Here is a 19,937-nt window from a genome sequence, read left to right on the forward strand (position 1 = left end):
TTCATCCTTCGCTAGATTATCTTTTAAAATTCGCCGCAACAAAGGGCAGCTTGGCCACAGTCACCGGCAGACGCTTGCCACGGACTTCGCCCCACAGCATCGTATCAATACCCGCCTGCGCCTCACTGACATAGCCAATTGCGACAGGCCCGCCTACCGTCGGCCCGAAACTGCCCGAGGTGACCTCGCCCACTTGTGTGCCCCCTGTCGCGGCGTCGAACAGCGGTGTCCCGTCGCGCATCGGCGCACGGCCTTCGGGGGCCAGACCGACACGCTTGCGGCCGACACCATCGTCGAACGCCGCCTGAACGGCATCGGCACCGGGGTAGCCGCCCGCGCGTTCACCACCGGCGCGGCGCGCTTTCTGGATCGCCCAGGTCAGGCTGGCCTCTACCGGATTGGTGCCCGCGTCGATGTCATTGCCATAAAGACACAAGCCCGCCTCAAGCCGCAGCGAATCCCGCGCGCCCAGACCGATGGGTTCCACACCCTCGACCTCCAGTAGCCGGCGGACCAGCGCTTCGGCGTGGGCCTCCGGCACCGAAATCTCGAAGCCATCCTCGCCGGTATAGCCCGACCGCGAGGCCCAGACCTCTACCCCGTTAAGCGTCAATGTGCCGAAATCCATGAACCGCATTCCGTCCGCAGCGGCATCAAGCGACGCCACAGCCGCCCCCGCCGCAGGGCCCTGCACCGCCACCAGCGCGCGGTCGGTGATCGGGGTCACGGTGATCTCTGGCTCCAACGCCGCCTTCATGCGTGCGATATCGGCATCCTTGCAGGCGGCGTTGACCACAACAAACAGGTCATCCCCACGGCGCGCGAACATCAGGTCATCCTCGATCCCGCCGGCGTCATTGGTGAAAAACCCATAGCGCTGCCGCCCGTCTTCGAGCCCCAGCACATTCATCGGCACCAATGTTTCGAACGCCAGCGCCACGGCGTCCCACGACGGGCCGGTCACCATCACCTGCCCCATGTGGCTGACGTCAAAGACGCCCGCCGCGGCGCGGGTGTGCAGGTGCTCTTTCATCACGCCCATCGGATATTGCACAGGCATGGAATAGCCCGCAAAGGGCACCATCTTGCCCCCCAGTTCCAGATGAAGATCGTATAGCGGTGTCTGTTGCAAATCGCTCATGGTCACGCGGCCTTTCCCTATCCAGAAGGCCATCGACCATACTGGCACCCAGCAGACCGCGGGAATGCAGCCTGTCAAATGCCCCCTCTGTCCTTTCGCCTGAGATCGTTATCCCTTCGGCGGACGCTGTCGCGTCACTCTCCAGAGTTGTTAGGTCCCGTTGCGGTCCTTTGGCCTGAGAGTTTCCGGGGCGGTTGCTCCTTCGGCACCGGCTTGCGCCAGTTCTCCCGTAACGGTGTGGGCAAGTGCTATGCCGGAACGCGGCGCTGCGTCAAGCAAAGTTGACAGGGCGGCGCGAAAACTTTCATCCGGCGCCGCGATATTGGGCAGCACGTCGGGTGCGGCGCGCGCAAGATGTGGACATCATCGCGCAGCGGCGCCAAAACACCCGCATGACACCATATTTCTTCGGCTACGGCAGCCTCGTAAACCGCAATACCCACGCCTATCCAGACGCCCGTCCGGCGCAGCTTCGCGGCTGGCACCGGCTTTGGGTGCGCATCGAAGGTGCCGCGCATGTGTTCCTGAGCGTGCTGCCCGAAGAGGGCACCGTGATCGACGGGTTGATCGCGGCGGTCCCCGGTGCCGACTGGGTGGCGCTGGATACGCGCGAAACCAATTATGATCGCATCGGATCGAACGGGGCGGTGGTGCATGACATCATCCCGGCCCCCGATATGGCGCATTATTCCGTGCCCACAGACACCCATGTGACATCGGGCGACCATACCATCTTGCTCAGCTATCTTGATGTGGTGGTGCAGGGGTTCCTGCGCGAATATGGCATCGACGGGGTGCAGCGTTTCTTTGACACGACGCGGGGCTGGGATACGCCGATCCTGAACGACCGCGCCGCGCCGAAATACCCGCGCGCGCAAGAGCTTACCGCGCAGGAAACCGCGCTGGTCGACCAGCATCTGACCCGCCTATCGGCGCAGGTGCAGTAGCGACATCAACCGCCCGTCGCGGGCGAAAGCTTCGGGCTTCGCGCGTTTGCGCTGCCCCCCTTGCGCGATCATCCGCCGCGCGAGCACCCAGGCCAGCGCCCCGAACAGCACCCCCGCCGCCGCCTGCCCGATCAGCACACCGGGGGCCCCGAACAGCAGGCTGCCACCCCAGACCAGCGGGATCATCCCCAGCGTGTTGCGGCCCCAGTTGGTCACGGTCGAATAATAGGGGTGGCCCATATTGTTGAACGCCGCATTCGACACGAACAACACGCCGTTGAAAAAGAACGCCAGGGATAGCGGCCCGCAGAACAGATAGATCAACGTCAAGGTGATCCCCTGCGCATCAAACATCGCCGCCAGCGGCGCGCGGAACGCAAACAGCGCGGCCGAGATGACGACGATCACCAAAGCGGCAAAGCTGACCCCCGCGGCATAGGTCCGCTTGACCCGCCCCAGATCGCCCGCGCCAAAGTTTTGCCCGATGATCGGCCCCACCGCCCCCGACAGGGCAAAGATCACGGCAAAGGCAACGGGCATCATGCGGCTGACAATCGCCATGCCTGCGACAGCATCCTCGCCATAGGCCGCCATTGCACGGGTGACATAGGCCTGCCCCACCGGCGTGGCGACCTGCGTCAGAATGGCGGGCACCGCGATAGACAACACGGGCATCAGATCGCGCCACAGCCCCGCGGGACGCGGTATCGCGATCCCGCCATAGTAGCGCACAATCGGCATCAGGGCAGTATAGGCAATCACCACCCGCGCCACAAAAGACGCCCAGGCCGCACCGGTCAGGCCCAGATCAAAGGTAAAGATCAGGATCGGATCGAGAATGGCATTCACGATGCCCCCCGCGATCGTCGCCATCATCGCCCGCCGCGCATCCCCATGGGCCCGCAGGATCGCGCTGCCCATCATACCAACCATCAGAAATGGCACCGACGGCACGACGATCTGCAAGAAATCCACCGCCAGCGCCGCCGTCTCACCGCCTGCGCCAACCCAGCCGACCAGCACATCCAGCGACAGGAACACACAAAGCGCAAAGATCACGCCAAAGACCGCGCCATAGCACAGCGCATGGGTCGTCCTCTCTGTCGCGAGCTGCGCGTTGTCCTGCCCCAAGGCCCGCGCGACCAAGGCCCCCGCCGCGATGCCCAACCCGATCCCGAAGGAGGTGGTGAAAAACAGGATCGCACCGGCATAGCCGATGGCCGCCGCCAGCTCTGCCTTGCCCAACATAGAGATGAAAATCATGTCGACGAAATCGACAAGAAACACGGCCACCAGCCCGACAGAGGCCAGCAAAGACATATTGGCGACATGCCCGAACAGATTGCCCGACAAAAATTTGGCGCGCCCATCAACCATGATGGACGCGCCCTATATCAGCCGACAGCGGCTTCATTTTGCCAGATAAACTCTCGCCGAAGGCTCCCGAACTTGCGCCCGTGAACCCGGCGCGTTTCACCCGCGTGCCTTCACGACTTGCAGCAACGGCAGCACCGCGCCCATGTCGGGGCCGTGGGGTTTGCCAGTCAGTGCCAGACGCAGCGGCATGAACAGCCCCTTGCCCTTGCGGCCGGTCTGCTCTTTCACGGCGGCCGTCCATGTGCCCCAGGTGCTTTCGTCAAACTCGCCCTCAGGCAGAAGCGCCAAGGCTTCGGCGACGAATTCTTTATCCTCGTCCGCGATCACAGGCTCTGCGCCTTCACTGAACATCTGCCACCAACCTTTTAGATCGTGCAGCGTGGTGATGTTTTCGCGGGTGACCTGCCAGAACAGCGCGGCTTTATCCTCGGGCACACCGAGGGCTGCGATGTCGCTTGCGACGGCCTCAAGCGGGAGGGTCTGCAGATAGCGGCCGGTCATGGGGAACAGGTCCTCGACGTCGAATTTGGTCGGCGCTGAACCGAAGCGTTCAATGTCGAAACCGTCGATCAGGCTCTCCATATCGGTGCGCAGTTCAATCGGGTCCGAAGAGCCCAGGCGCGCCATTGTCGACAGCAGCGCAAAAGGATGCACACCGCGTTCGCGCAGGTCGCGCAGCGCCAGCACACCCAGACGTTTCGACAGCGCTTCGCCCTGCGGGCCAGTCAACAGCGAATGGTGCGCAAAGGTCGGAACAGTGCCGCCAAGCGCTTGCATGATCTGGATTTGTGTCGCCGTGTTGGTCACATGGTCGGACCCGCGCACGACATTGGTCACGCCCATCTCGGTATCATCGACCACGGACGCCAGAGTATACAAGATCTGCCCGTCGCCGCGGATCAACACAGGGTCGGACACCGACGCCGCATCGATCGAGATATCGCCCAGGATACCGTCTTTCCACTCGATCCGTTCCTGATCCAGCTTGAAACGCCACACACCGGGGCCGCGTTCGTCGCGCAGCTTGGCTTTTTCGGCCTCCGACAGGTTCAACGCGGCGCGGTCATAGACCGGCGGCTTGCCCATGTTCAGCTGTTTCTTGCGCTTGAGGTCCAGCTCGGTCGGGGTTTCCCAGGCTTCATAGAACCGCCCGATCTTGCGCAGCTCGTCCGCGGCGGCGTGGTATTTGTCCAACCGTTCGGACTGACGCTCAACGCGGTCCCAATGCAGGCCGAGCCATGTCAGGTCTTCTTTCAGACCGTCGACGTATTCTTCCTTGCTGCGCACCGGATCGGTGTCGTCGATCCGCAGGATGAACTCTCCGCCGTTCTTGCGGGCGATCAGATAGTTCATCAGCGCCGTGCGCAGGTTGCCTACGTGGATATAGCCGGTCGGGGACGGGGCGAAGCGGGTGATGGTCATTGGGTTCTCCTGATTGGCCGCTGGCTTGTCACAGCGCGGCGCCATTGTCTAGATAACGTGCAGCGTCGCCCGCGCGGTCAACTGGGGTCGCGCCAGCGGTTCACGATGGGATAGCGGCGGTCCAACCAGAACGCGCCCTTGGTCAAACGCGGACCGGGGGCGGACTGGAACCGTTTGTATTCACTGATATAGAGCAGGTGTTCGACCTTTTTGGCAACCTCGCGGTCAAAGCCCGCTGCCACGCAATCGGCGATGGACCCGTCATCATCCACAAGGATCGTCAGCATCGCGTCGAGATCGGGATAGTCGGGCAGGCTGTCGCTGTCTTTCTGATCCTCGCGCAGCTCGGCCGAGGGCGGCTTGTCGATGATGCGCGGCGCGATCACCTCTCCCTCCGGGCCCTTCATCCAGTCGCGGTGGTTCTCGTTGCGCCAGCGGCAGCTGTCGAAGACGCGGGTTTTATACATATCCTTGATGGGGTTATAGCCCCCCGCCATGTCGCCATAGATCGTGGCATAGCCCACCGCCACCTCTGACTTGTTGCCCGTGGTCAACAGCATCTCGCCGAACTTGTTGCTGACCGCCATCAACAGCAAACCGCGCAGGCGCGACTGGATATTTTCCTCGGTCAGGTCTGGGGTGGTGCCGTCAAACAGCGGGGCCAGCGTGTCGGTGATCGCGGCACGGCCCTGCGCAATCGGCACATAGTCGTAGCGGCAGCCTAGCGCCTTGGCGACGGATTCAGCATCGTCCAGCGAGGCTTGGGAGGTATATTCGGACGGCAGCATCACACAGCGCACATTGTCAGCGCCAAGCGCATCCACAGCGATCGTCGCCACAATCGCCGAATCGATCCCGCCCGACAGACCCAGCAACACTTTCTTGAACCCGGTCTTGCCCATGTAGTCGCGCAAGCCCTGCACCATGACGCGGTAATCCTGCTCAAGGTCCGACGGCATATGCGCCTTCTCGCCCTCGACCACGCGCCAGCCTTCGGGGGTCTGTTCAAGATCGACATGCGCGATCTGCGCGTCAAAGACGGGCATCTGGAACGCCAGCTTGCCGCCGGGGTTCAGCGCAAAGCTCGCCCCGTCAAAGACCTGATCATCCTGACCGCCCACCATATTGAGGTAGATCAGCGGCAGTTCAGTTTCGACCACGCGGGCGACCATATGGTTCAACCGCGTCTCGAATTTGCCGCGATAATAGGGCGATCCGTTGGGCACCAGCAGGAACTCCGCCCCGGTTTCGGCCAGCGTTTCGGCCACATCGGGGTGCCATGCGTCTTCGCAGATCGGGCTGCCGATGCGGGTATCGCCAACGGCGTACGGCCCACCCAAAGGCGCGCTGTCAAAAATGCGCACCTCGTCGAACACGGTCTCGTTCGGCAGGTTGTGCTTGAACACACGGCTGGCGATCTTGCCGTTTCTGAGGATCAGATAGGCGTTATAGAGCTTGGCCCCTTCGACCCAGGGCGCACCGATGGCCAGCGCGGGCCCGTCGGCACACTCAGCCGCCAGCGCTTCGAGGTGGGTCATCACATCCAGCTGGAACGCCTGCTTCATCACCAGATCTTGCGCGTTATACCCGGCCAGGAACATCTCGGGCAAAGCAACCAGATTGGCCCCTGCCTCTTTGCCCTGCGCCCAGGCCTCCCGCGCGAGGTCTGCGTTTCCGGCCAGATCCCCGACGGTGGGGTTCAACTGGCCAAGCGTGATGCGAAAACGCGATGTCATAGGGCGGTCCTTCGATAATCTACGCAAGTGATGTAGCAGATCACGCGCCAAGTGAAAGGCCAAGGCGCACCGCCGGTCAAAAGACGATTGCCCCCTTGCAGGCCATTGAATAGGCTAAGCGTTAACAAACTCGCCCGCCGCTCTTGGCCGCACTCTCTTTTGAAAGTTGCTGTATGACGAAATTGACCCTGACCCCGCTGATCCTTTGCCTTGGGCTACTGCCCTTCCCCGCGCTTGCGCAGGACGGCGAGGTTCAAAGCAAGCAATACGACGATGGCGGCGTCTATGAGGGGACGTTCAAGGACGGCGTACAGCACGGGACCGGCACCTATACGCTGCCCAACGGCTATGAATACGAAGGTGCCTGGGTAGACGGAGAGATCAAGGGCAAAGGCGTCGCGCGTTTCCCCAACGGGTCCGTCTACGAGGGCAACTTTGAAAAGGGCAAACCGGACGGTTTCGGCAAGATCACCTTTGCCGATGGCGGCACCTATGAGGGCGAATGGGAGGCCGGTGCGATCACCGGTCAGGGCATCGCGCTTTATGCCAATGGGGTGCGCTACGAAGGGTCGTTCCGCAATGCGAACCACCACGGCAAGGGCGTCATGCAATCCCCCGGCGGGTATGAATATCAGGGCGACTGGGTCGATGGCGTCAAGCAGGGCGTGGGCAAGATCACCTATCCCGATGGCGCGCTCTATGACGGTGACATCGCCGATGGCGAACGCAATGGCACGGGCACGCTGACCATGCCCGACGGGCTGACCTATACCGGCCAGTGGAAAGACGGGCAGATCGACGGCACCGGCACGCTGACCCAACCCAATGGCGATGTCTACGAAGGCGATCTGGTCGCCGGTCAGCGCCAGGGCACGGGCAAGGTGACCTATGCCAATGGCGACACTTACGAGGGCGGCTTCGAGGACGACCGCCGCGAGGGCCAGGGCACGTTCACCGGCACAGATGGCTATGTCTACACCGGATCATGGGTTGCCGGGCAGATCGAAGGCATGGGCAAGGTGACCTACCCCGACGGCTCTGTCTACGAAGGCAGTTTCCGCGATGATCTGGCCGATGGGGAGGGCAAGATCACCTATCCCGACGGATCAACCTATGAAGGATCATGGGTCGCGGGCGTGATCGAAGGCGAAGGCCGCGCGACCTATCCCAACGGTATCGTCTACGAGGGCGGGTTCAAGAACGCGCGCAACGACGGTCAGGGCGTGATGACCTATGCCGACGGCTATAAGTATGACGGCAGCTGGAAAGACGGCCAACGCAACGGCATGGGCACCGCGACCTATCCCGATGGCACCGTCTACACCGGCAGCTTTGTCGACGGGCTACGCGACGGCACGGGCAAGATCACCATGCCCGATGGTTTCACCTATGACGGCCAGTGGTCCGGCGGAGAGATCGAAGGCACCGGCACCGCCACCTACCCCAACGGCGACATCTACGAAGGCGCGTTCGAAGGCGGCAAACGTCAGGGTCAGGGCACCATGCGCTATAAATCGGGCGAGGAAGTCTCGGGCCAGTGGGTCAACGGCGCGCTGCAAGAAGCAGGCACAGCCCCTGACGAGGATACACAGGCGGCACCCACGCCCGACGCCACGGATGAGGCCCCGGCAGAGGCCGAGTCTCCGTCAGAGGCACCCGCCGACAGTACGGACGCGGCCGGAAGCAACGACGGCTAGATCACCTCGCCCGCGTCCAGACGGGCGAGCAAGGCATCGCCTTCGGCCAGAACTGTCTTACGTTTGTCGGCGTCCATCCGGTCCCACGTGCGGTACATATTGCCCATGCGCGGATTGTTCGAGAACCGGTCACGATGGCGGTCCAGAAAGTGCCAGTAAAGCAGGTTGAACGGGCAAGCGGTGTCACCCGTCTTTGCGCTGACTGAATAGTGGCAGCTTTTGCAGTGATCCGACATACGGTTGATATAGGCCCCGGACGAGACATAGGGCTTGGACGCGATGACGCCGCCGTCGGCGAATTGGCTCATGCCGATGGTATTGGGGGCCTCTACCCATTCAAAGGCGTCGGCATAGACCGCCAGATACCATTCATGCACCTGCGCCGGATCAATCCCCGCCAGCAGGGCAAAGTTGCCCGTCACCATCAGCCGCTGGATATGATGCGCATAGGCTTGGGTCCTGGTCTGCCCCACGGCCTTGGCCACACAGTTCATCCGCGTTTCGCCACCCCAGTAGAACCACGGCAGGTCACGGTCGTGCCCCAGATTATTGCGGGCGGTATAGTCCGGCCCTTCAAGGAAATAGATGCCCCGCACATATTCGCGCCAGCCGATGATCTGCCGGATGAACCCTTCGGCGGCGTTGATCGGCGCATGACCTGCGGCATAGGCGTCGGCAGCGGCCTCGCAAATCTCGGTCACGTTCAGCAACCCGATGTTGAGGTAGGGCGACAGGATCGCGTGATACAGGAATTCATTCTCGTTCAGCATCGCGTCTTGATAGTCCCCAAACCGCGGCAGGGCGTTCGCGATGAAATGGTCCAGCGCTTGCAGCGCCTCGGCGCGGGTGGTGGCGAACCAGAACGGCTCTAGCGCGCCGAAGTTATCGCCGAAACGCGCTTGAACCAGCTCCAGCACTTCGCGCGTCGTGGCATCGGGGTCGAACCGCAGGGGGCCATCTACGGTGACATCTTCGGGCGCGGCTTTGCGGTTGTCGTGGTCAAAGTTCCACTTGCCGCCAGCGGGTTGGTCCCCTTCCATCAGCAGGCCGGTCTTGCCGCGCATTTCGCGGTAGAAATACTCCATCCGCAACGCTTTGCGGCCTTCGGCCCATGCCTCGAATTCTGCATGAGTGGCAAGAAAGCGGTCGTCGGGCAGCAGATGCACCTTCAGCGGGGCGTATTTCAGCTTGTCGATCAAGCGCCACTCCCCCGGCTCTGTCGCCAGCACCTCGCTTGCCCCCGTCTGCGCTGCGCGACGCAGCAATTCCCCCACGATAGAACCCGCGTTATCCGTATCGTCCAGTTGCGTATAGACGACTTTCCAGCCGTCCTGTTCCAACGCATGGGCAAACTTGCGCATCGCGGCAAAGATCAGGGCGATTTTCTTGGGGTGATGCCGGACATAAGCCGCCTCGTCCGCGACCTCGGCCATCACGACCGTATCGCGTGCCTTATCCGCCTGCGCCAAAGCGCTAAGCGTTTCTGTCAGCTGGTCGCCCAGAACCAGCACCAAGCGCCCTACCATGGCACCGGCTTTCCGGCCCAGTCAAAGAACTGCCCTGTGTCCGCAGGTGTCAGCCCGTCGATCACAGCCAGCAGATTTTCCGCCGCCTCCGACGGTGCGACAGCGGGATGGCGGGCAAGGTATTTCGCGGTAAAGGCGGTCTTGACCGTGCCGGGGTGCAGGGCGACGCAGATACTGCTCTTGTGACTGCGCGCCAGTTCGATCGCGGCCGTGTGCACGATCTGGTTCACCGCCGCCTTGGCGCTGCGGTAGCTGATCCAGCCGCCGATCCGGTTGTCACCGATCGACCCCACCCGCGCCGAGAATACGGCAAAGACGCAAGGCGCGTCCCGCCGCAGCAGGTCGCCTGCGTGGCGCAGCACCAGCGCAGGACCCACGGCATTCAACGCGAATTGGTCCAACATCGCCTTTTGGCTGATGGACTTGATGGTCTTTTCCGGTGCGGCACCGTCAATCTCGAGCGCGCCTGTAGCCACCAGCACCACATCAAACGGCCCGTTCAGCGCGGTCAAGTGCTGGTCCACACTGCGTTCGTCCGTGATGTCCAACCCGTCCACCGACCGTGACAGCCGCGTGACCGCATCGCCACGCCCCTCGTAAGCGGCGGCCAAGGCGGCACCCACACCGCCGGACGCCCCGATGATCAAAACCTGTTTCATGCAAGGGGAGGTAGCGGAAAACAGCCCCCCTTCAAGCGCGGAAAAAAGGGCGCAGAAAAACCCTTCCCATTTGCGAATGCACGGGTATAACTTGTCGCCATGACACACGCCGATCATATTGCGATCCTGCCGCGCCGCTGCGCGACTTTCCTGCGTGCCAACCTACTGCTGCTAATCCGCCTCTGAGCGTGCCATCCGGCGCGCCCGCTCAGAGGGATGTGCCGCGCGCCACGGATTTATACAGCAGAATGAAAGAACCCAAACGATGACAGATACCACACAACAAGACCGCGTCTTGATTTTCGACACGACATTGCGCGACGGCGAACAATCCCCCGGCGCCACCATGACCCACGCCGAAAAGATCGAGATCGCGGGCCTGCTGGACGAGATGGGCGTCGACATTATCGAGGCCGGTTTCCCTATCGCCTCCGAAGGGGATTTCGCCGCCGTCAGCGAAATCGCGAAGCTGTCGAAGAACTCGGTCATCTGCGGCTTGGCCCGCGCACAATTCGGCGACATTGATCGTTGCTACGAGGCGATCAAACATGCGGCCCAGCCCCGCATCCACACGTTTATCGGCACCTCGCCGCTGCACCGCGCCATTCCGAACCTCACGATGGACGAAATGGCCGACCGCATCCACGAAACGGTGACCCACGCGCGCAACCTATGCGACAACGTGCAATGGTCGCCGATGGACGCCACGCGGACCGAGCTTGATTACCTCTACCGTGTCGTCGAAATCGCGATCAAGGCAGGGGCGACCACGATCAACATCCCCGATACCGTCGGCTATACCGCGCCGCGCGAAAGCGCCGATCTGATCCGCAAGCTCTTGGAAAACGTGCCCGGCGCGGACGAGATCGTCTTTGCCACGCATTGTCACAACGACCTTGGCATGGCGACCGCCAACAGCCTTGCCGCCGTCGAAGCGGGCGCGCGCCAGATCGAATGTACGATCAACGGCTTGGGCGAACGCGCGGGCAACACCGCGTTGGAAGAGGTCGTGATGGCGCTGAAAGTGCGCAATGACATCATGCCGTTCCAGACCAGGATCGACAGCACCAAGATCATGAATATCTCGCGCCGCGTTGCCGCTGTTTCGGGCTTCGCCGTGCAGTTCAACAAGGCCATCGTCGGCAAGAACGCCTTTGCGCATGAAAGCGGCATCCATCAGGACGGCATGCTGAAGAACGCCGAAACATTCGAGATCATGCGCCCCGAAGACGTGGGCCTGACCGAGACCAACATCGTGATGGGCAAACACTCTGGCCGTGCGGCGTTGCGCTCGAAGCTGGAAAACCTCGGCTATGAACTGGGGGATAACCAGCTCAAGGATGTGTTTGTCCGTTTCAAGGAACTGGCCGACCGCAAGAAAGAGATCTACGACGACGATCTCATCGCCCTGATGCGCACCGCCACCGATCCTGAAAGCGACCGCATTGTGCTGGGTAGCATGACCGTCGTCTGTGGCACCGAAGGCCCGCAGAAGGCAGAGATGTCGCTGACGGTGGATGGTGCCGAAACCTCTACCTCGCAAACCGGTGACGGGCCTGTGGATGCCGCGTTCAACTGCATCAAGGCACTGGTCGATCACAGCGCGCGCTTGCAATTGTATCAGGTGCACGCCGTGACCGAAGGCACCGACGCGCAGGCCACCGTTTCTGTCCGGCTCGAGGAAGACGGCCGCATCGTGACCGGTCAGTCGGCGGATACAGACACCGTGGTTGCATCGGTCCGCGCCTATATACACGCGCTCAACCGTCTGTTGGTGCGCCGCGAGAAGGGCGGCACCGACAAGCGCGAGATCAGCTATAAAGACGTGGTGGGCTAACCCGCCCGCTCTTCCCCCACGAACGCAAAAAGGCCCCCGAAGTCGGGGGCCTTTTCTGTATCTGGTGTTCTGTCAGCGCAGATTAGAAATCGGTCAGACCCGCAAAAGTACCGGTCGCGCTTGAAAAGATGTTACCCAGCGAACGACGCTTGGAGGTACGGCGACCCAGTTCATAGTTCACGCCGAAAGTCAGCTGGTCCACGTCCTCGCCACTGTCAAAGTCCAGACGGCCCAAGGCCAGCTCTACGTTCGCACCGGGGGTGAATTCATACTGACCGCCGATGGTGATCGACCGCACGTCTTCGGGGCCCAGATCCAGGAAGCCAACAGAACCGATAGCAGAGAAGCCGTTGGCGAATTCATAGCCGCCTGCGACAGCAACAACGCTCAGATCATCCAGTTTCAGCAGGTCTGCCTGTACGTTGTATTGCGCGACATCATAATCGGCATAGGCGGCGTAAAGCGTCTCGTCTTCGATGTGAACGAGATCCAGACCGACGGTGCCGGTGGGGGTAACATCCCAAGCGGCGAAGATGCTGAAGGTCATGTCGTCCAGATCGGAGGAATCACCGATTGCGGCACCAAAGGTATGCGCGCCGGACTGATAGGACCCGAACAGGCTGGTGACATCCGCGTCGAAGCCTTCGATGTCAAAACGCGAATAGTCGAGGCCGATGTTAAAGCCGTTGGCCAGAGCGTATTCGACGCCCACTGTGCCCAGATCGATATCAACGCCCTCGATAGAGATGTTCGACAGCTCACCCGAGAAGATGAAGTTGTCGTAGCGGTACTCGATGCCGCCGCCAAAGGATTTCACGTCGATCGTGCCTGCGCCGTCAACGTCGAAGTCGTGGAATTTCGCGAAAGCCGTGCCATAGGTCAGTTCGGCAGCAGCTGCGGTTGCGGTCACGCTCAGAAGCGAGGCGACAAAAATATTACGGATCATGCTGGTTCCTTCGCACAATTTAAGGTTGCTCGTACCATGGCTCTTAGGCGCAGCGGAATCCGCCCGCAACACCCAAGCGAAACCGCCGTTACGATCCGTTTACTTGTGGTATTTTTGACCCGCCTGAACCGCTGCCCGCCGCCCTTTAGCGATAGGGATCCTTGGGGCTGCGATCCTCTGACAGCGACCGTTGCGAGCGTTCGACGATCATCACTGTGGCATCGGCCAGATGCTGGCGTTCGATATGGTGATCTCCGCGTGCGACGCGCAGCTTATGCGCCTCTAGCATCACTTCCGCGTGGGACGATCCGCGCGGCGGGATGAAGGTGTAGCAGGCCAGTTCGATCAGGAACCCCAGCGGATCCTTGAAGTAGATCGAATGCATGAACCCGCGATCCTTCACGCCCGAATTGCCGATCCCCCGCTCCTTGAGCCGGTCGAGCACTTGATCAAACATGGCGCGGTCGACCTCGAACGCAAGATGGTGCACGCAGCCCGCATCCGTCGGCGTGCGACTGTAGACGGGTTTGCGGTTTTCATTGGTAAAGATCGTGATCAACCGGCCGTCGCCGGGATCGAAATACAGGTGCCCTTCGTCGGGATCGTCCAGATTTGGCTGGTCGAAGATGAACGGCATGCCCAGCAGACCCTCCCAGAAGTCGATACTGGTCTGACGGTCCGCGCCCATCAGCGTAATGTGATGCACACCAATAACTTGAATCTTCTGCATTTCTCTCTCCCCCTATTGTCCGGCTTGCCGCAAACCATAGCGCGGTGGCGGCATCATGCCACCACAAAGGTCAACCCCCCTTTCGTCTTTGACCTCATCGGCCTATAAGCCGTTTAGCCCGTGACTTGTCAGAGTCGACGGGCCAAAATGAATTTTTGCAAGGTCCTGCTGCCCATGTCCGTTTTTGATCAATTCCGTGGTTTGTTCTCGTCCGATATGGCCATCGACCTCGGGACCGCGAACACCTTGGTTTATGTCAAAGGCAAGGGCATCGTCCTGTCCGAACCTTCGGTTGTCGCCTATCACGTCAAGGACGGCGTCAAAAAGGTGCTGGCCGTGGGCGAAGACGCAAAGTTGATGCTGGGCCGGACCCCCGGCAGCATCGAAGCGATCCGCCCCATGCGCGAGGGCGTGATTGCCGACTTTGACACCGCCGAAGAGATGATCAAGCATTTCATCCGCAAGGTGCACAAACGGTCGACCTTCTCGAAGCCCAAGATCATCGTCTGCGTGCCGCATGGGGCGACGCCTGTTGAAAAACGCGCGATCCGTCAGTCGGTGCTGTCTGCGGGCGCACGCCGCGCCGGCCTGATTGCCGAACCGATTGCAGCGGCCATCGGGGCGGGCATGCCGATCACCGATCCGACCGGGAACATGGTTGTCGATATAGGTGGTGGCACAACCGAGGTCGCGGTGCTGTCCTTGGGCGATATCGTCTATGCGCGCTCTGTCCGTGTGGGCGGCGACCGTATGGACGAGGCGATCATCAGCTACCTGCGTCGCCAGCAGAACCTGCTGATCGGTGAAACAACGGCCGAGCGGGTGAAAACCTCTATCGGGACCGCACGGATGCCCGACGACGGGCGCGGCACCTCGATGCAGATCCGCGGGCGCGACCTGCTGAATGGTGTCCCCAAAGAGATCGAAGTGACCCAGGCGCAGATCGCCGAAGCGCTGGCCGAGCCCGTGCAGCAGATCTGCGAGGCGGTGATGACCGCGCTGGAAACCACCCCGCCCGATCTGGCGGCTGACATCGTGGACCGTGGCGTCATGCTGACCGGTGGCGGTGCCTTGCTGGGCGATCTGGATCTGGCGCTGCGCGAACAGACCGGGCTGGCCATTTCCGTGGCGGATGAACCGTTGAACTGCGTGGCCTTGGGCACCGGCAAAGCGCTGGAGTATGAAAAGCAGCTGCGCCACGCCATCGACTACGACAGCTAATCAGCGCAGCTATAACAGCCCGGGATGCGGCAGGACGGCGCTGCCCTCGCGGTGGGAAACGTATAACGCATGGCCATCGACCGATCCTCTTCGAACGATTTTGGGCGCCCGCTGCGCCGCTTGCTGCTGGCCGTCATCGTGCTGGTGCTGGCGGGCATCTTTCTGCTGTGGCGGATCGACAGCCCCCGTGTCGAACGGTTTCGCGCGCAGATCACCGACCGGATCGTCCCCAATCTGGATTGGGCGATGGCCCCTGTTACCGGCACGGTGAACCTGTTCCGCGATTTCCAAAGCTATCAACGTCTGACCGTGCAGAACCAGGAACTGCGGTCCGAGCTGCGCAAGATGCAGACCTGGAAAGAGGCCGCGCTACAACTTGAACAGGAAAACGCCCGTTTGCTGGACCTGAACAAGGTGCGGCTTGATCCGCGTTTGACCCATATTACCGGTGTGGTGCAGGCGGACTCCGGTTCGCCCTTCCGCCAATCTGTGCTGCTGAACGTCGGGGCCCGTGACGGCATTGTCGATGGCTGGGCCACGGTGGACGGCATCGGGCTGGTAGGGCGCATTTCCGGCGTGGGCGAAAACACCGCGCGCGTCATTCTGGTGACCGATACCTCTAGCCGCATACCGGCGGTGATCCAGCCGTCGGGGCAGCGGGCGATTATTGCGGGCGACAACTCCGCCGCGCCACCGATTGATTTTCTCGAGAACCCCGACCTCGTGCGTCCCGGTGATCGGGTCAGCAGCTCTGGCGATGGCGGCGTGTTTCCTGCGGGTATCCTGATCGGTCAGGTCGCCGCCGACCCCGGCGGGCGGCTGCGCGTGCGTCTTGCGGCGGATTTCGAGCGGCTCGAATTCCTGCGCGTGCTGCGCCACCACGGCTCCGAAAAAGTGAACGAGGATGCGGCCGTGGTGCGGGATGACGCCACGGGCATGATCGCGCCCCTGCCCTTTGATCCTGCGACCGAATGATGGACGAACTGTCGCCCCTGCGATTGTGGCTGATGCGCGCGGCGTTTCTGGCGCTGACGGTGGTGCTGCTGTTCTTCCATCTGCTGCCGCTTGATACCCAGCCGATCGCGCTGTTCGCGCCCGAGCTGTCGCCCCCACTGGCCACCATCGACCCCGCAGAGGCGCGTCTGCGGGCCCTGCTGGACCAGGGCAGCGACCGCATCTGGATCGCCCCCGACCTGCTGATCGCCTTTGCGCTGGCGTGGTCTGTGCGGCGGCCCGACTATGTCCCCGCCCTGCTGCTTGCCGTCGCCTTCCTGCTGACGGACCTGTTGCTGCAACGCCCGCCCGGCCTCTGGGCGCTGCTGGCGTTGCTGGCATGCGAGAATATGAAAACCCGTGGTCGCACCCTGCGCGACAGCACCTTTGGCGCGGAATGGCTGGCGGTCTCCGTATGGCTGATCGCTATTTTGATGCTGAACCGGATCGTGCTATCGTTGCTGCTGGTCCCACCGCCACAATGGTCGCTGAGCCTGTTTGAACTGGCCGTCACGATCCTGACCTATCCGGCTGTGGTGTTTGTGACCCATGCGCTGATGGGCGTGCGCAAATCCGCCCCCGGCGATCTGGACAGTATGGGCAACCGCTCATGAGGAGACCAAGATGAGACGCAGCAGGGCCGATAGCGAAGCCAGCCACTCCAAGCTCAGCCGCCGCGCTGTTTTGCTGGGCAGCGCGCAGCTGCTGTTCATGGGCGGTCTGGCCGCGCGGATGAATTACTTGCAGGTCGATCAGGCTGACCAGTTCCGCCTGCTGGCCGAAGAGAACCGGATCAACATCCGGTTGATCCCGCCTGCACGAGGCGAAATCTTTGACCGCAACGGCGTGCGGTTGGCGCAAAACGTGCCGTCGTACCGGATCGTGATCGTGCGCGAGGATGCCGATGATGTGGATGCGGTGATGGACCGGCTGGGCAAGGTCATCGACCTTGATCCCGAAATGCGCGACCGCGCGATGGCCGAGATCAAACGCTCCGCCCCGTTCCTGCCGGTGACCGTCGCCGATGATGTGACATGGGACGAGGTAAGCCGCGTGTCGGTCAACGCCCCCGCCTTGCCCGGTGTCAGCCCAGAGGTCGGCCTGACCCGTGTCTATCCCCGTGGGTCGGACTTTGCGCATATCGTCGGCCGTGTGGGCCGCGTGAGCCAAGCCGATCTGGATGCGCTGGAAAACCCCGATGCGGTGCTGCGCATCCCCCGGTTCCAGATCGGCAAGATCAACGTCGAGGCCCGACAGGAATCCCTGTTGCGCGGCTCTGCCGGCACCAAACAGGTCGAGGTCAACGCCACCGGCCGTGTGATGCGCGAACTAGCCCGCCGCGAAGGGCAATCGGGGGCGGATCTGCAACTTACCATCGATTCCAAGCTGCAGAACTTTGTGCAGGCCCGTCTGGGAAGCGAAAGCGCCGCCGTCGTGATCATGGATTGCGATAACGGCGATCTGGTCGCCAATGCGTCTTCGCCCAGCTACGACCCGAACCTGTTCATCGGGGGGATATCCTCGGCCGATTATAACCCGCTGCTGCAATCGGAATACCGCCCGCTGGTCAACAAGACCGTGCAGGGCACCTACCCGCCCGGATCGACCTACAAGATGGTCGTGGCCATGGCCGCCCTCGAAGAGGGTATCGTCGGCCCCGAAGAAACCGTCTATTGCCCCGGCCACCTAGAGGTCGGCGGTCGCCGTTTCCACTGCTGGAAACGCGCAGGCCACGGCTGGATCGACCTTGAGAACTCGCTCAAGCAATCCTGCGACGTCTATTACTATGATCTGGCGATGAAAGTCGGGATCGAGAAAATCTCGGCCATGGCGAACCGCTTTGGTCTGGGCTGGAAACACGACCTGCCGCTGTCCTCCGTCGCCGCCGGTCTGGCCCCCACGAAAGAGTGGAAGCAAGCGACCAAGGGCGATTCATGGGTGATCGGCGATACGGTTAATGCTTCTATCGGGCAAGGCTTCACCCTCAGTTCGCCGCTGCAACTGGCGGTGATGACCGCGCGCATCGCCACCAACCGCGCCGTGGTCCCGCGACTGATCAAATCGATTGACGGTGTCGAACAACCCAGCGGCGCGGGCGAGCCTTTGGGCATGAACGAAAACAACATGCGGCAAGTGCGCAAGGGCATGTATTCGGTGGTAAACGACCGACGCGGCACCGGCTACCGGTCGCGCGTCATCGCCGAGGGTGTGCGCATGGCCGGCAAAAGCGGCACCAGCCAGGTGCGCAACATCACCGCGGCCGAACGCGCGCGCGGGGTCAGCCGCAACGAGGACCTGCCCTGGGAACGCCGCGACCACGCGCTGTTTGTCGCCTTCGCCCCCTATGACAAGCCACGCTATGCGGTATCGGTGCTGGTGGAACACGGCGGCGGCGGATCGACCGCAGCGGCCCCCATCGCCCGCGATGTCATACTGCAAGCGATCTATGGCGGCGAACCACCGCTAGAGGCCTACCCCACCGCCGACCGCGGCCGCATCGCCGAGCAGCAAAAAGCCCTGCGCGCGATCCAGCCGCAAGCGGACTTCAGCGGGAAAGACCAAGCATGAGCTACCTTGAATATACGGTCAAACATGTCCCCACGGGCTTTGCCAAGATCCTGCACCTGAACTGGCCGCTGACCATCCTGCTGGCCGCTGTTTCGGGGGTGGGGTTCCTGATGCTCTACTCCGTGGCCGGTGGCAGCTTTACCCCCTGGGCCGAACCGCAGATGAAACGCTTTGCCCTTGGCATCGCGCTGATGATCGCCGCGGGGATGGTGCCGATCTGGCTTTGGCGAAACCTTGCAGGCGTGGCCTATTTCGGGACCGTAATCCTGCTGATCGGGGTAGAGCTTTTCGGCGCTGTCGGTATGGGCGCGCAGCGCTGGATCGAGCTCGGATCGTTTCGCCTGCAACCCTCCGAGCTGATGAAGATCACGTTGGTGATGATGCTGGCGGCCTATTACGACTGGCTCCCGCCCAAGAAAACCTCGCGCCCGCTTTGGGTGCTGCTGCCGGTGCTGCTGATCCTGATCCCCACGGCGCTGGTGCTGAAACAGCCCGACCTGGGCACCGCGATCCTGCTGATGGCAGCGGGCGGCGGGCTGATGTTTCTGGCCGGTGTGCACTGGGGCTATTTCGCCGTGGTCATCACCGGAGCCGTCGGACTGGTGACGGCGGTGTTCCAGTCCCGCGGCACGCCGTGGCAGCTGATCAAGGATTACCAGTTCCGGCGCATCGACACGTTTATCGATCCCAGCACCGACCCGTTGGGCGCAGGGTATCACATCACACAATCCAAGATCGCGCTCGGCTCCGGCGGCTGGACGGGGCGCGGGTTCATGCAAGGCACCCAGTCGCGCCTGAACTTCCTGCCCGAGAAACACACCGACTTCATCTTTACCACCCTGGCCGAGGAGTTCGGCTTTGTCGGCGGGTTCTCCCTGCTGGGTCTCTATGCGCTGATCATCGTCTTCTGCGTCGCGGCGGCGCTGATCAACAAGGACCGTTTCTCGTCGCTGCTGACCCTTGGCATCGCGCTGAACTTCTTTTTGTTCTTCGCGGTGAACATGTCGATGGTGATGGGGCTGGCGCCCGTTGTCGGTGTCCCCTTGCCGCTGGTCAGCTACGGCGGGTCGGCGATGCTGGTGTTGCTGCTGGCTTTTGGCCTTGTACAATCGGCCCATGTCCACCGCCCCAGATAGG

General features: G+C 62.1%; 16 protein-coding genes and 1 riboswitch. Of the genes, 8 read left to right on the forward strand and 8 right to left on the reverse strand.

Going from position 1 to position 19,937, the window contains the following annotated elements:
- Window positions 1–16: 16 nt before the first annotated feature.
- Complete coding sequence (gcvT, locus tag IV89_RS14790; RefSeq protein ID WP_037943182.1) at window positions 17–1,141, reverse strand: glycine cleavage system aminomethyltransferase GcvT; 1,125 nt, start codon at window positions 1,139–1,141, stop codon at window positions 17–19.
- Window positions 1,142–1,294: 153 nt separating this feature from the next.
- Window positions 1,295–1,381: riboswitch (glycine riboswitch) on the reverse strand.
- 152 nt (window positions 1,382–1,533) lie between these two features.
- On the opposite strand from gcvT, the gene IV89_RS14795 reads away from it, so the two are divergent.
- Complete coding sequence (locus tag IV89_RS14795) at window positions 1,534–2,088, forward strand: gamma-glutamylcyclotransferase family protein (protein ID WP_037944899.1); 555 nt, start codon at window positions 1,534–1,536, stop codon at window positions 2,086–2,088.
- On the opposite strand, the gene IV89_RS14800 is transcribed toward IV89_RS14795, so the two are convergent.
- From IV89_RS14800 to IV89_RS14810, 3 genes are all read right to left on the reverse strand, one after another.
- Window positions 2,068–3,465, reverse strand: coding sequence for an MATE family efflux transporter (locus IV89_RS14800; RefSeq protein ID WP_037943181.1), 1,398 nt, complete (start codon window positions 3,463–3,465; stop codon window positions 2,068–2,070). The genes IV89_RS14795 and IV89_RS14800 overlap by 21 nt on opposite strands.
- A gap of 96 nt (window positions 3,466–3,561) precedes the next feature.
- A complete protein-coding gene (gene gltX / locus IV89_RS14805) occupies window positions 3,562–4,887 on the reverse strand; it encodes a glutamate--tRNA ligase (protein WP_037943180.1) in 1,326 nt (441 codons plus the stop codon).
- Window positions 4,888–4,964: 77 nt separating this feature from the next.
- Entirely contained in the window at window positions 4,965–6,623 is a 1,659-nt protein-coding gene (locus tag IV89_RS14810) for an NAD+ synthase (RefSeq protein ID WP_037943178.1), read from the reverse strand.
- 173 nt (window positions 6,624–6,796) lie between these two features.
- On the opposite strand from IV89_RS14810, the gene IV89_RS14815 reads away from it, so the two are divergent.
- A complete protein-coding gene (locus IV89_RS14815; RefSeq protein ID WP_037943177.1) occupies window positions 6,797–8,320 on the forward strand; it encodes a 2-isopropylmalate synthase in 1,524 nt (507 codons plus the stop codon).
- Here IV89_RS14815 and IV89_RS14820 read toward each other — a convergent pair.
- Together IV89_RS14820 and IV89_RS14825 are read right to left on the reverse strand one after the other, a co-directional pair.
- Window positions 8,317–9,846 carry a cryptochrome/photolyase family protein gene (locus IV89_RS14820; protein ID WP_037943175.1) on the reverse strand — a complete coding sequence of 510 codons (1,530 nt, stop codon included), beginning with the start codon at window positions 9,844–9,846 and terminating at the stop codon, window positions 8,317–8,319. The genes IV89_RS14815 and IV89_RS14820 overlap by 4 nt on opposite strands.
- The gene (locus IV89_RS14825; RefSeq protein WP_037944897.1) at window positions 9,840–10,505 is read right to left on the reverse strand and encodes an SDR family NAD(P)-dependent oxidoreductase; all 666 of its coding nucleotides are present in this window, start codon (window positions 10,503–10,505) and stop codon (window positions 9,840–9,842) included. The genes IV89_RS14820 and IV89_RS14825 overlap by 7 nt, the downstream gene beginning before the upstream one ends.
- Before the next feature lie 265 nt (window positions 10,506–10,770).
- Here IV89_RS14825 and IV89_RS14830 point away from each other — a divergent pair, with 265 nt between their 5' ends.
- On the forward strand, window positions 10,771–12,342 hold the full coding sequence (locus IV89_RS14830; RefSeq protein WP_037943173.1) for a 2-isopropylmalate synthase: 1,572 nt from the start codon (window positions 10,771–10,773) through the stop codon (window positions 12,340–12,342).
- Between the two features lie 82 nt (window positions 12,343–12,424).
- On the opposite strand, the gene IV89_RS14835 is transcribed toward IV89_RS14830, so the two are convergent.
- Together IV89_RS14835 and IV89_RS14840 are read right to left on the reverse strand one after the other, a co-directional pair.
- Complete coding sequence (locus IV89_RS14835) at window positions 12,425–13,288, reverse strand: porin (protein ID WP_037943172.1); 864 nt, start codon at window positions 13,286–13,288, stop codon at window positions 12,425–12,427.
- Window positions 13,289–13,433: 145 nt separating this feature from the next.
- Window positions 13,434–14,018 (reverse strand): VOC family protein, encoded by a 585-nt coding sequence (locus tag IV89_RS14840; RefSeq protein ID WP_037943171.1) that lies wholly within the window; start codon window positions 14,016–14,018, stop codon window positions 13,434–13,436.
- 174 nt (window positions 14,019–14,192) lie between these two features.
- On the opposite strand from IV89_RS14840, the gene IV89_RS14845 reads away from it, so the two are divergent.
- The 5 genes from IV89_RS14845 (at window position 14,193) to rodA (ending at window position 19,936) form a co-directional block, all read left to right on the forward strand.
- The gene (locus tag IV89_RS14845) at window positions 14,193–15,239 is read left to right on the forward strand and encodes a rod shape-determining protein (protein ID WP_037944896.1); all 1,047 of its coding nucleotides are present in this window, start codon (window positions 14,193–14,195) and stop codon (window positions 15,237–15,239) included.
- A 69-nt stretch (window positions 15,240–15,308) separates the two neighbouring features.
- The gene (gene mreC, locus IV89_RS14850; RefSeq protein ID WP_005851329.1) at window positions 15,309–16,214 is read left to right on the forward strand and encodes a rod shape-determining protein MreC; all 906 of its coding nucleotides are present in this window, start codon (window positions 15,309–15,311) and stop codon (window positions 16,212–16,214) included.
- Window positions 16,211–16,846 carry a hypothetical protein gene (locus tag IV89_RS14855; RefSeq protein WP_005851327.1) on the forward strand — a complete coding sequence of 212 codons (636 nt, stop codon included), beginning with the start codon at window positions 16,211–16,213 and terminating at the stop codon, window positions 16,844–16,846. The genes mreC and IV89_RS14855 overlap by 4 nt, the downstream gene beginning before the upstream one ends.
- A 10-nt stretch (window positions 16,847–16,856) precedes the next feature.
- Window positions 16,857–18,800, forward strand: coding sequence for a penicillin-binding protein 2 (gene mrdA, locus IV89_RS14860; RefSeq protein ID WP_037943168.1), 1,944 nt, complete (start codon window positions 16,857–16,859; stop codon window positions 18,798–18,800).
- The gene (gene rodA, locus IV89_RS14865; protein ID WP_037943167.1) at window positions 18,797–19,936 is read left to right on the forward strand and encodes a rod shape-determining protein RodA; all 1,140 of its coding nucleotides are present in this window, start codon (window positions 18,797–18,799) and stop codon (window positions 19,934–19,936) included. The genes mrdA and rodA overlap by 4 nt, the downstream gene beginning before the upstream one ends.
- Window position 19,937 lies beyond the last annotated feature (1 nt).

Source organism: Sulfitobacter sp. CB2047, assembly GCF_000735125.2.
GTDB classification, from domain to species: domain Bacteria; phylum Pseudomonadota; class Alphaproteobacteria; order Rhodobacterales; family Rhodobacteraceae; genus Sulfitobacter; species Sulfitobacter pontiacus.

What these genes read in the sequence shown, in the direction of transcription:
- IV89_RS14855 (WP_005851327.1), top strand. Translation starts at nt 16,211, where the DNA reads ATGATGGACGAACTGTCGCCCCTGCGATTGTGGCTGATGCGCGCGGCG.
- gcvT (WP_037943182.1), bottom strand. Translation starts at nt 1,141, where the DNA reads ATGAGCGATTTGCAACAGACACCGCTATACGATCTTCATCTGGAACTG.
- IV89_RS14815 (WP_037943177.1), top strand. Translation starts at nt 6,797, where the DNA reads ATGACGAAATTGACCCTGACCCCGCTGATCCTTTGCCTTGGGCTACTG.
- IV89_RS14800 (WP_037943181.1), bottom strand. Translation starts at nt 3,465, where the DNA reads ATGGTTGATGGGCGCGCCAAATTTTTGTCGGGCAATCTGTTCGGGCAT.
- IV89_RS14825 (WP_037944897.1), bottom strand. Translation starts at nt 10,505, where the DNA reads ATGAAACAGGTTTTGATCATCGGGGCGTCCGGCGGTGTGGGTGCCGCC.
- mrdA (WP_037943168.1), top strand. Translation starts at nt 16,857, where the DNA reads ATGAGACGCAGCAGGGCCGATAGCGAAGCCAGCCACTCCAAGCTCAGC.
- IV89_RS14795 (WP_037944899.1), top strand. Translation starts at nt 1,534, where the DNA reads ATGACACCATATTTCTTCGGCTACGGCAGCCTCGTAAACCGCAATACC.
- gltX (WP_037943180.1), bottom strand. Translation starts at nt 4,887, where the DNA reads ATGACCATCACCCGCTTCGCCCCGTCCCCGACCGGCTATATCCACGTA.
- IV89_RS14840 (WP_037943171.1), bottom strand. Translation starts at nt 14,018, where the DNA reads ATGCAGAAGATTCAAGTTATTGGTGTGCATCACATTACGCTGATGGGC.
- IV89_RS14820 (WP_037943175.1), bottom strand. Translation starts at nt 9,846, where the DNA reads ATGGTAGGGCGCTTGGTGCTGGTTCTGGGCGACCAGCTGACAGAAACG.
- IV89_RS14835 (WP_037943172.1), bottom strand. Translation starts at nt 13,288, where the DNA reads ATGATCCGTAATATTTTTGTCGCCTCGCTTCTGAGCGTGACCGCAACC.
- IV89_RS14810 (WP_037943178.1), bottom strand. Translation starts at nt 6,623, where the DNA reads ATGACATCGCGTTTTCGCATCACGCTTGGCCAGTTGAACCCCACCGTC.
- mreC (WP_005851329.1), top strand. Translation starts at nt 15,309, where the DNA reads ATGGCCATCGACCGATCCTCTTCGAACGATTTTGGGCGCCCGCTGCGC.
- rodA (WP_037943167.1), top strand. Translation starts at nt 18,797, where the DNA reads ATGAGCTACCTTGAATATACGGTCAAACATGTCCCCACGGGCTTTGCC.
- IV89_RS14845 (WP_037944896.1), top strand. Translation starts at nt 14,193, where the DNA reads ATGTCCGTTTTTGATCAATTCCGTGGTTTGTTCTCGTCCGATATGGCC.
- IV89_RS14830 (WP_037943173.1), top strand. Translation starts at nt 10,771, where the DNA reads ATGACAGATACCACACAACAAGACCGCGTCTTGATTTTCGACACGACA.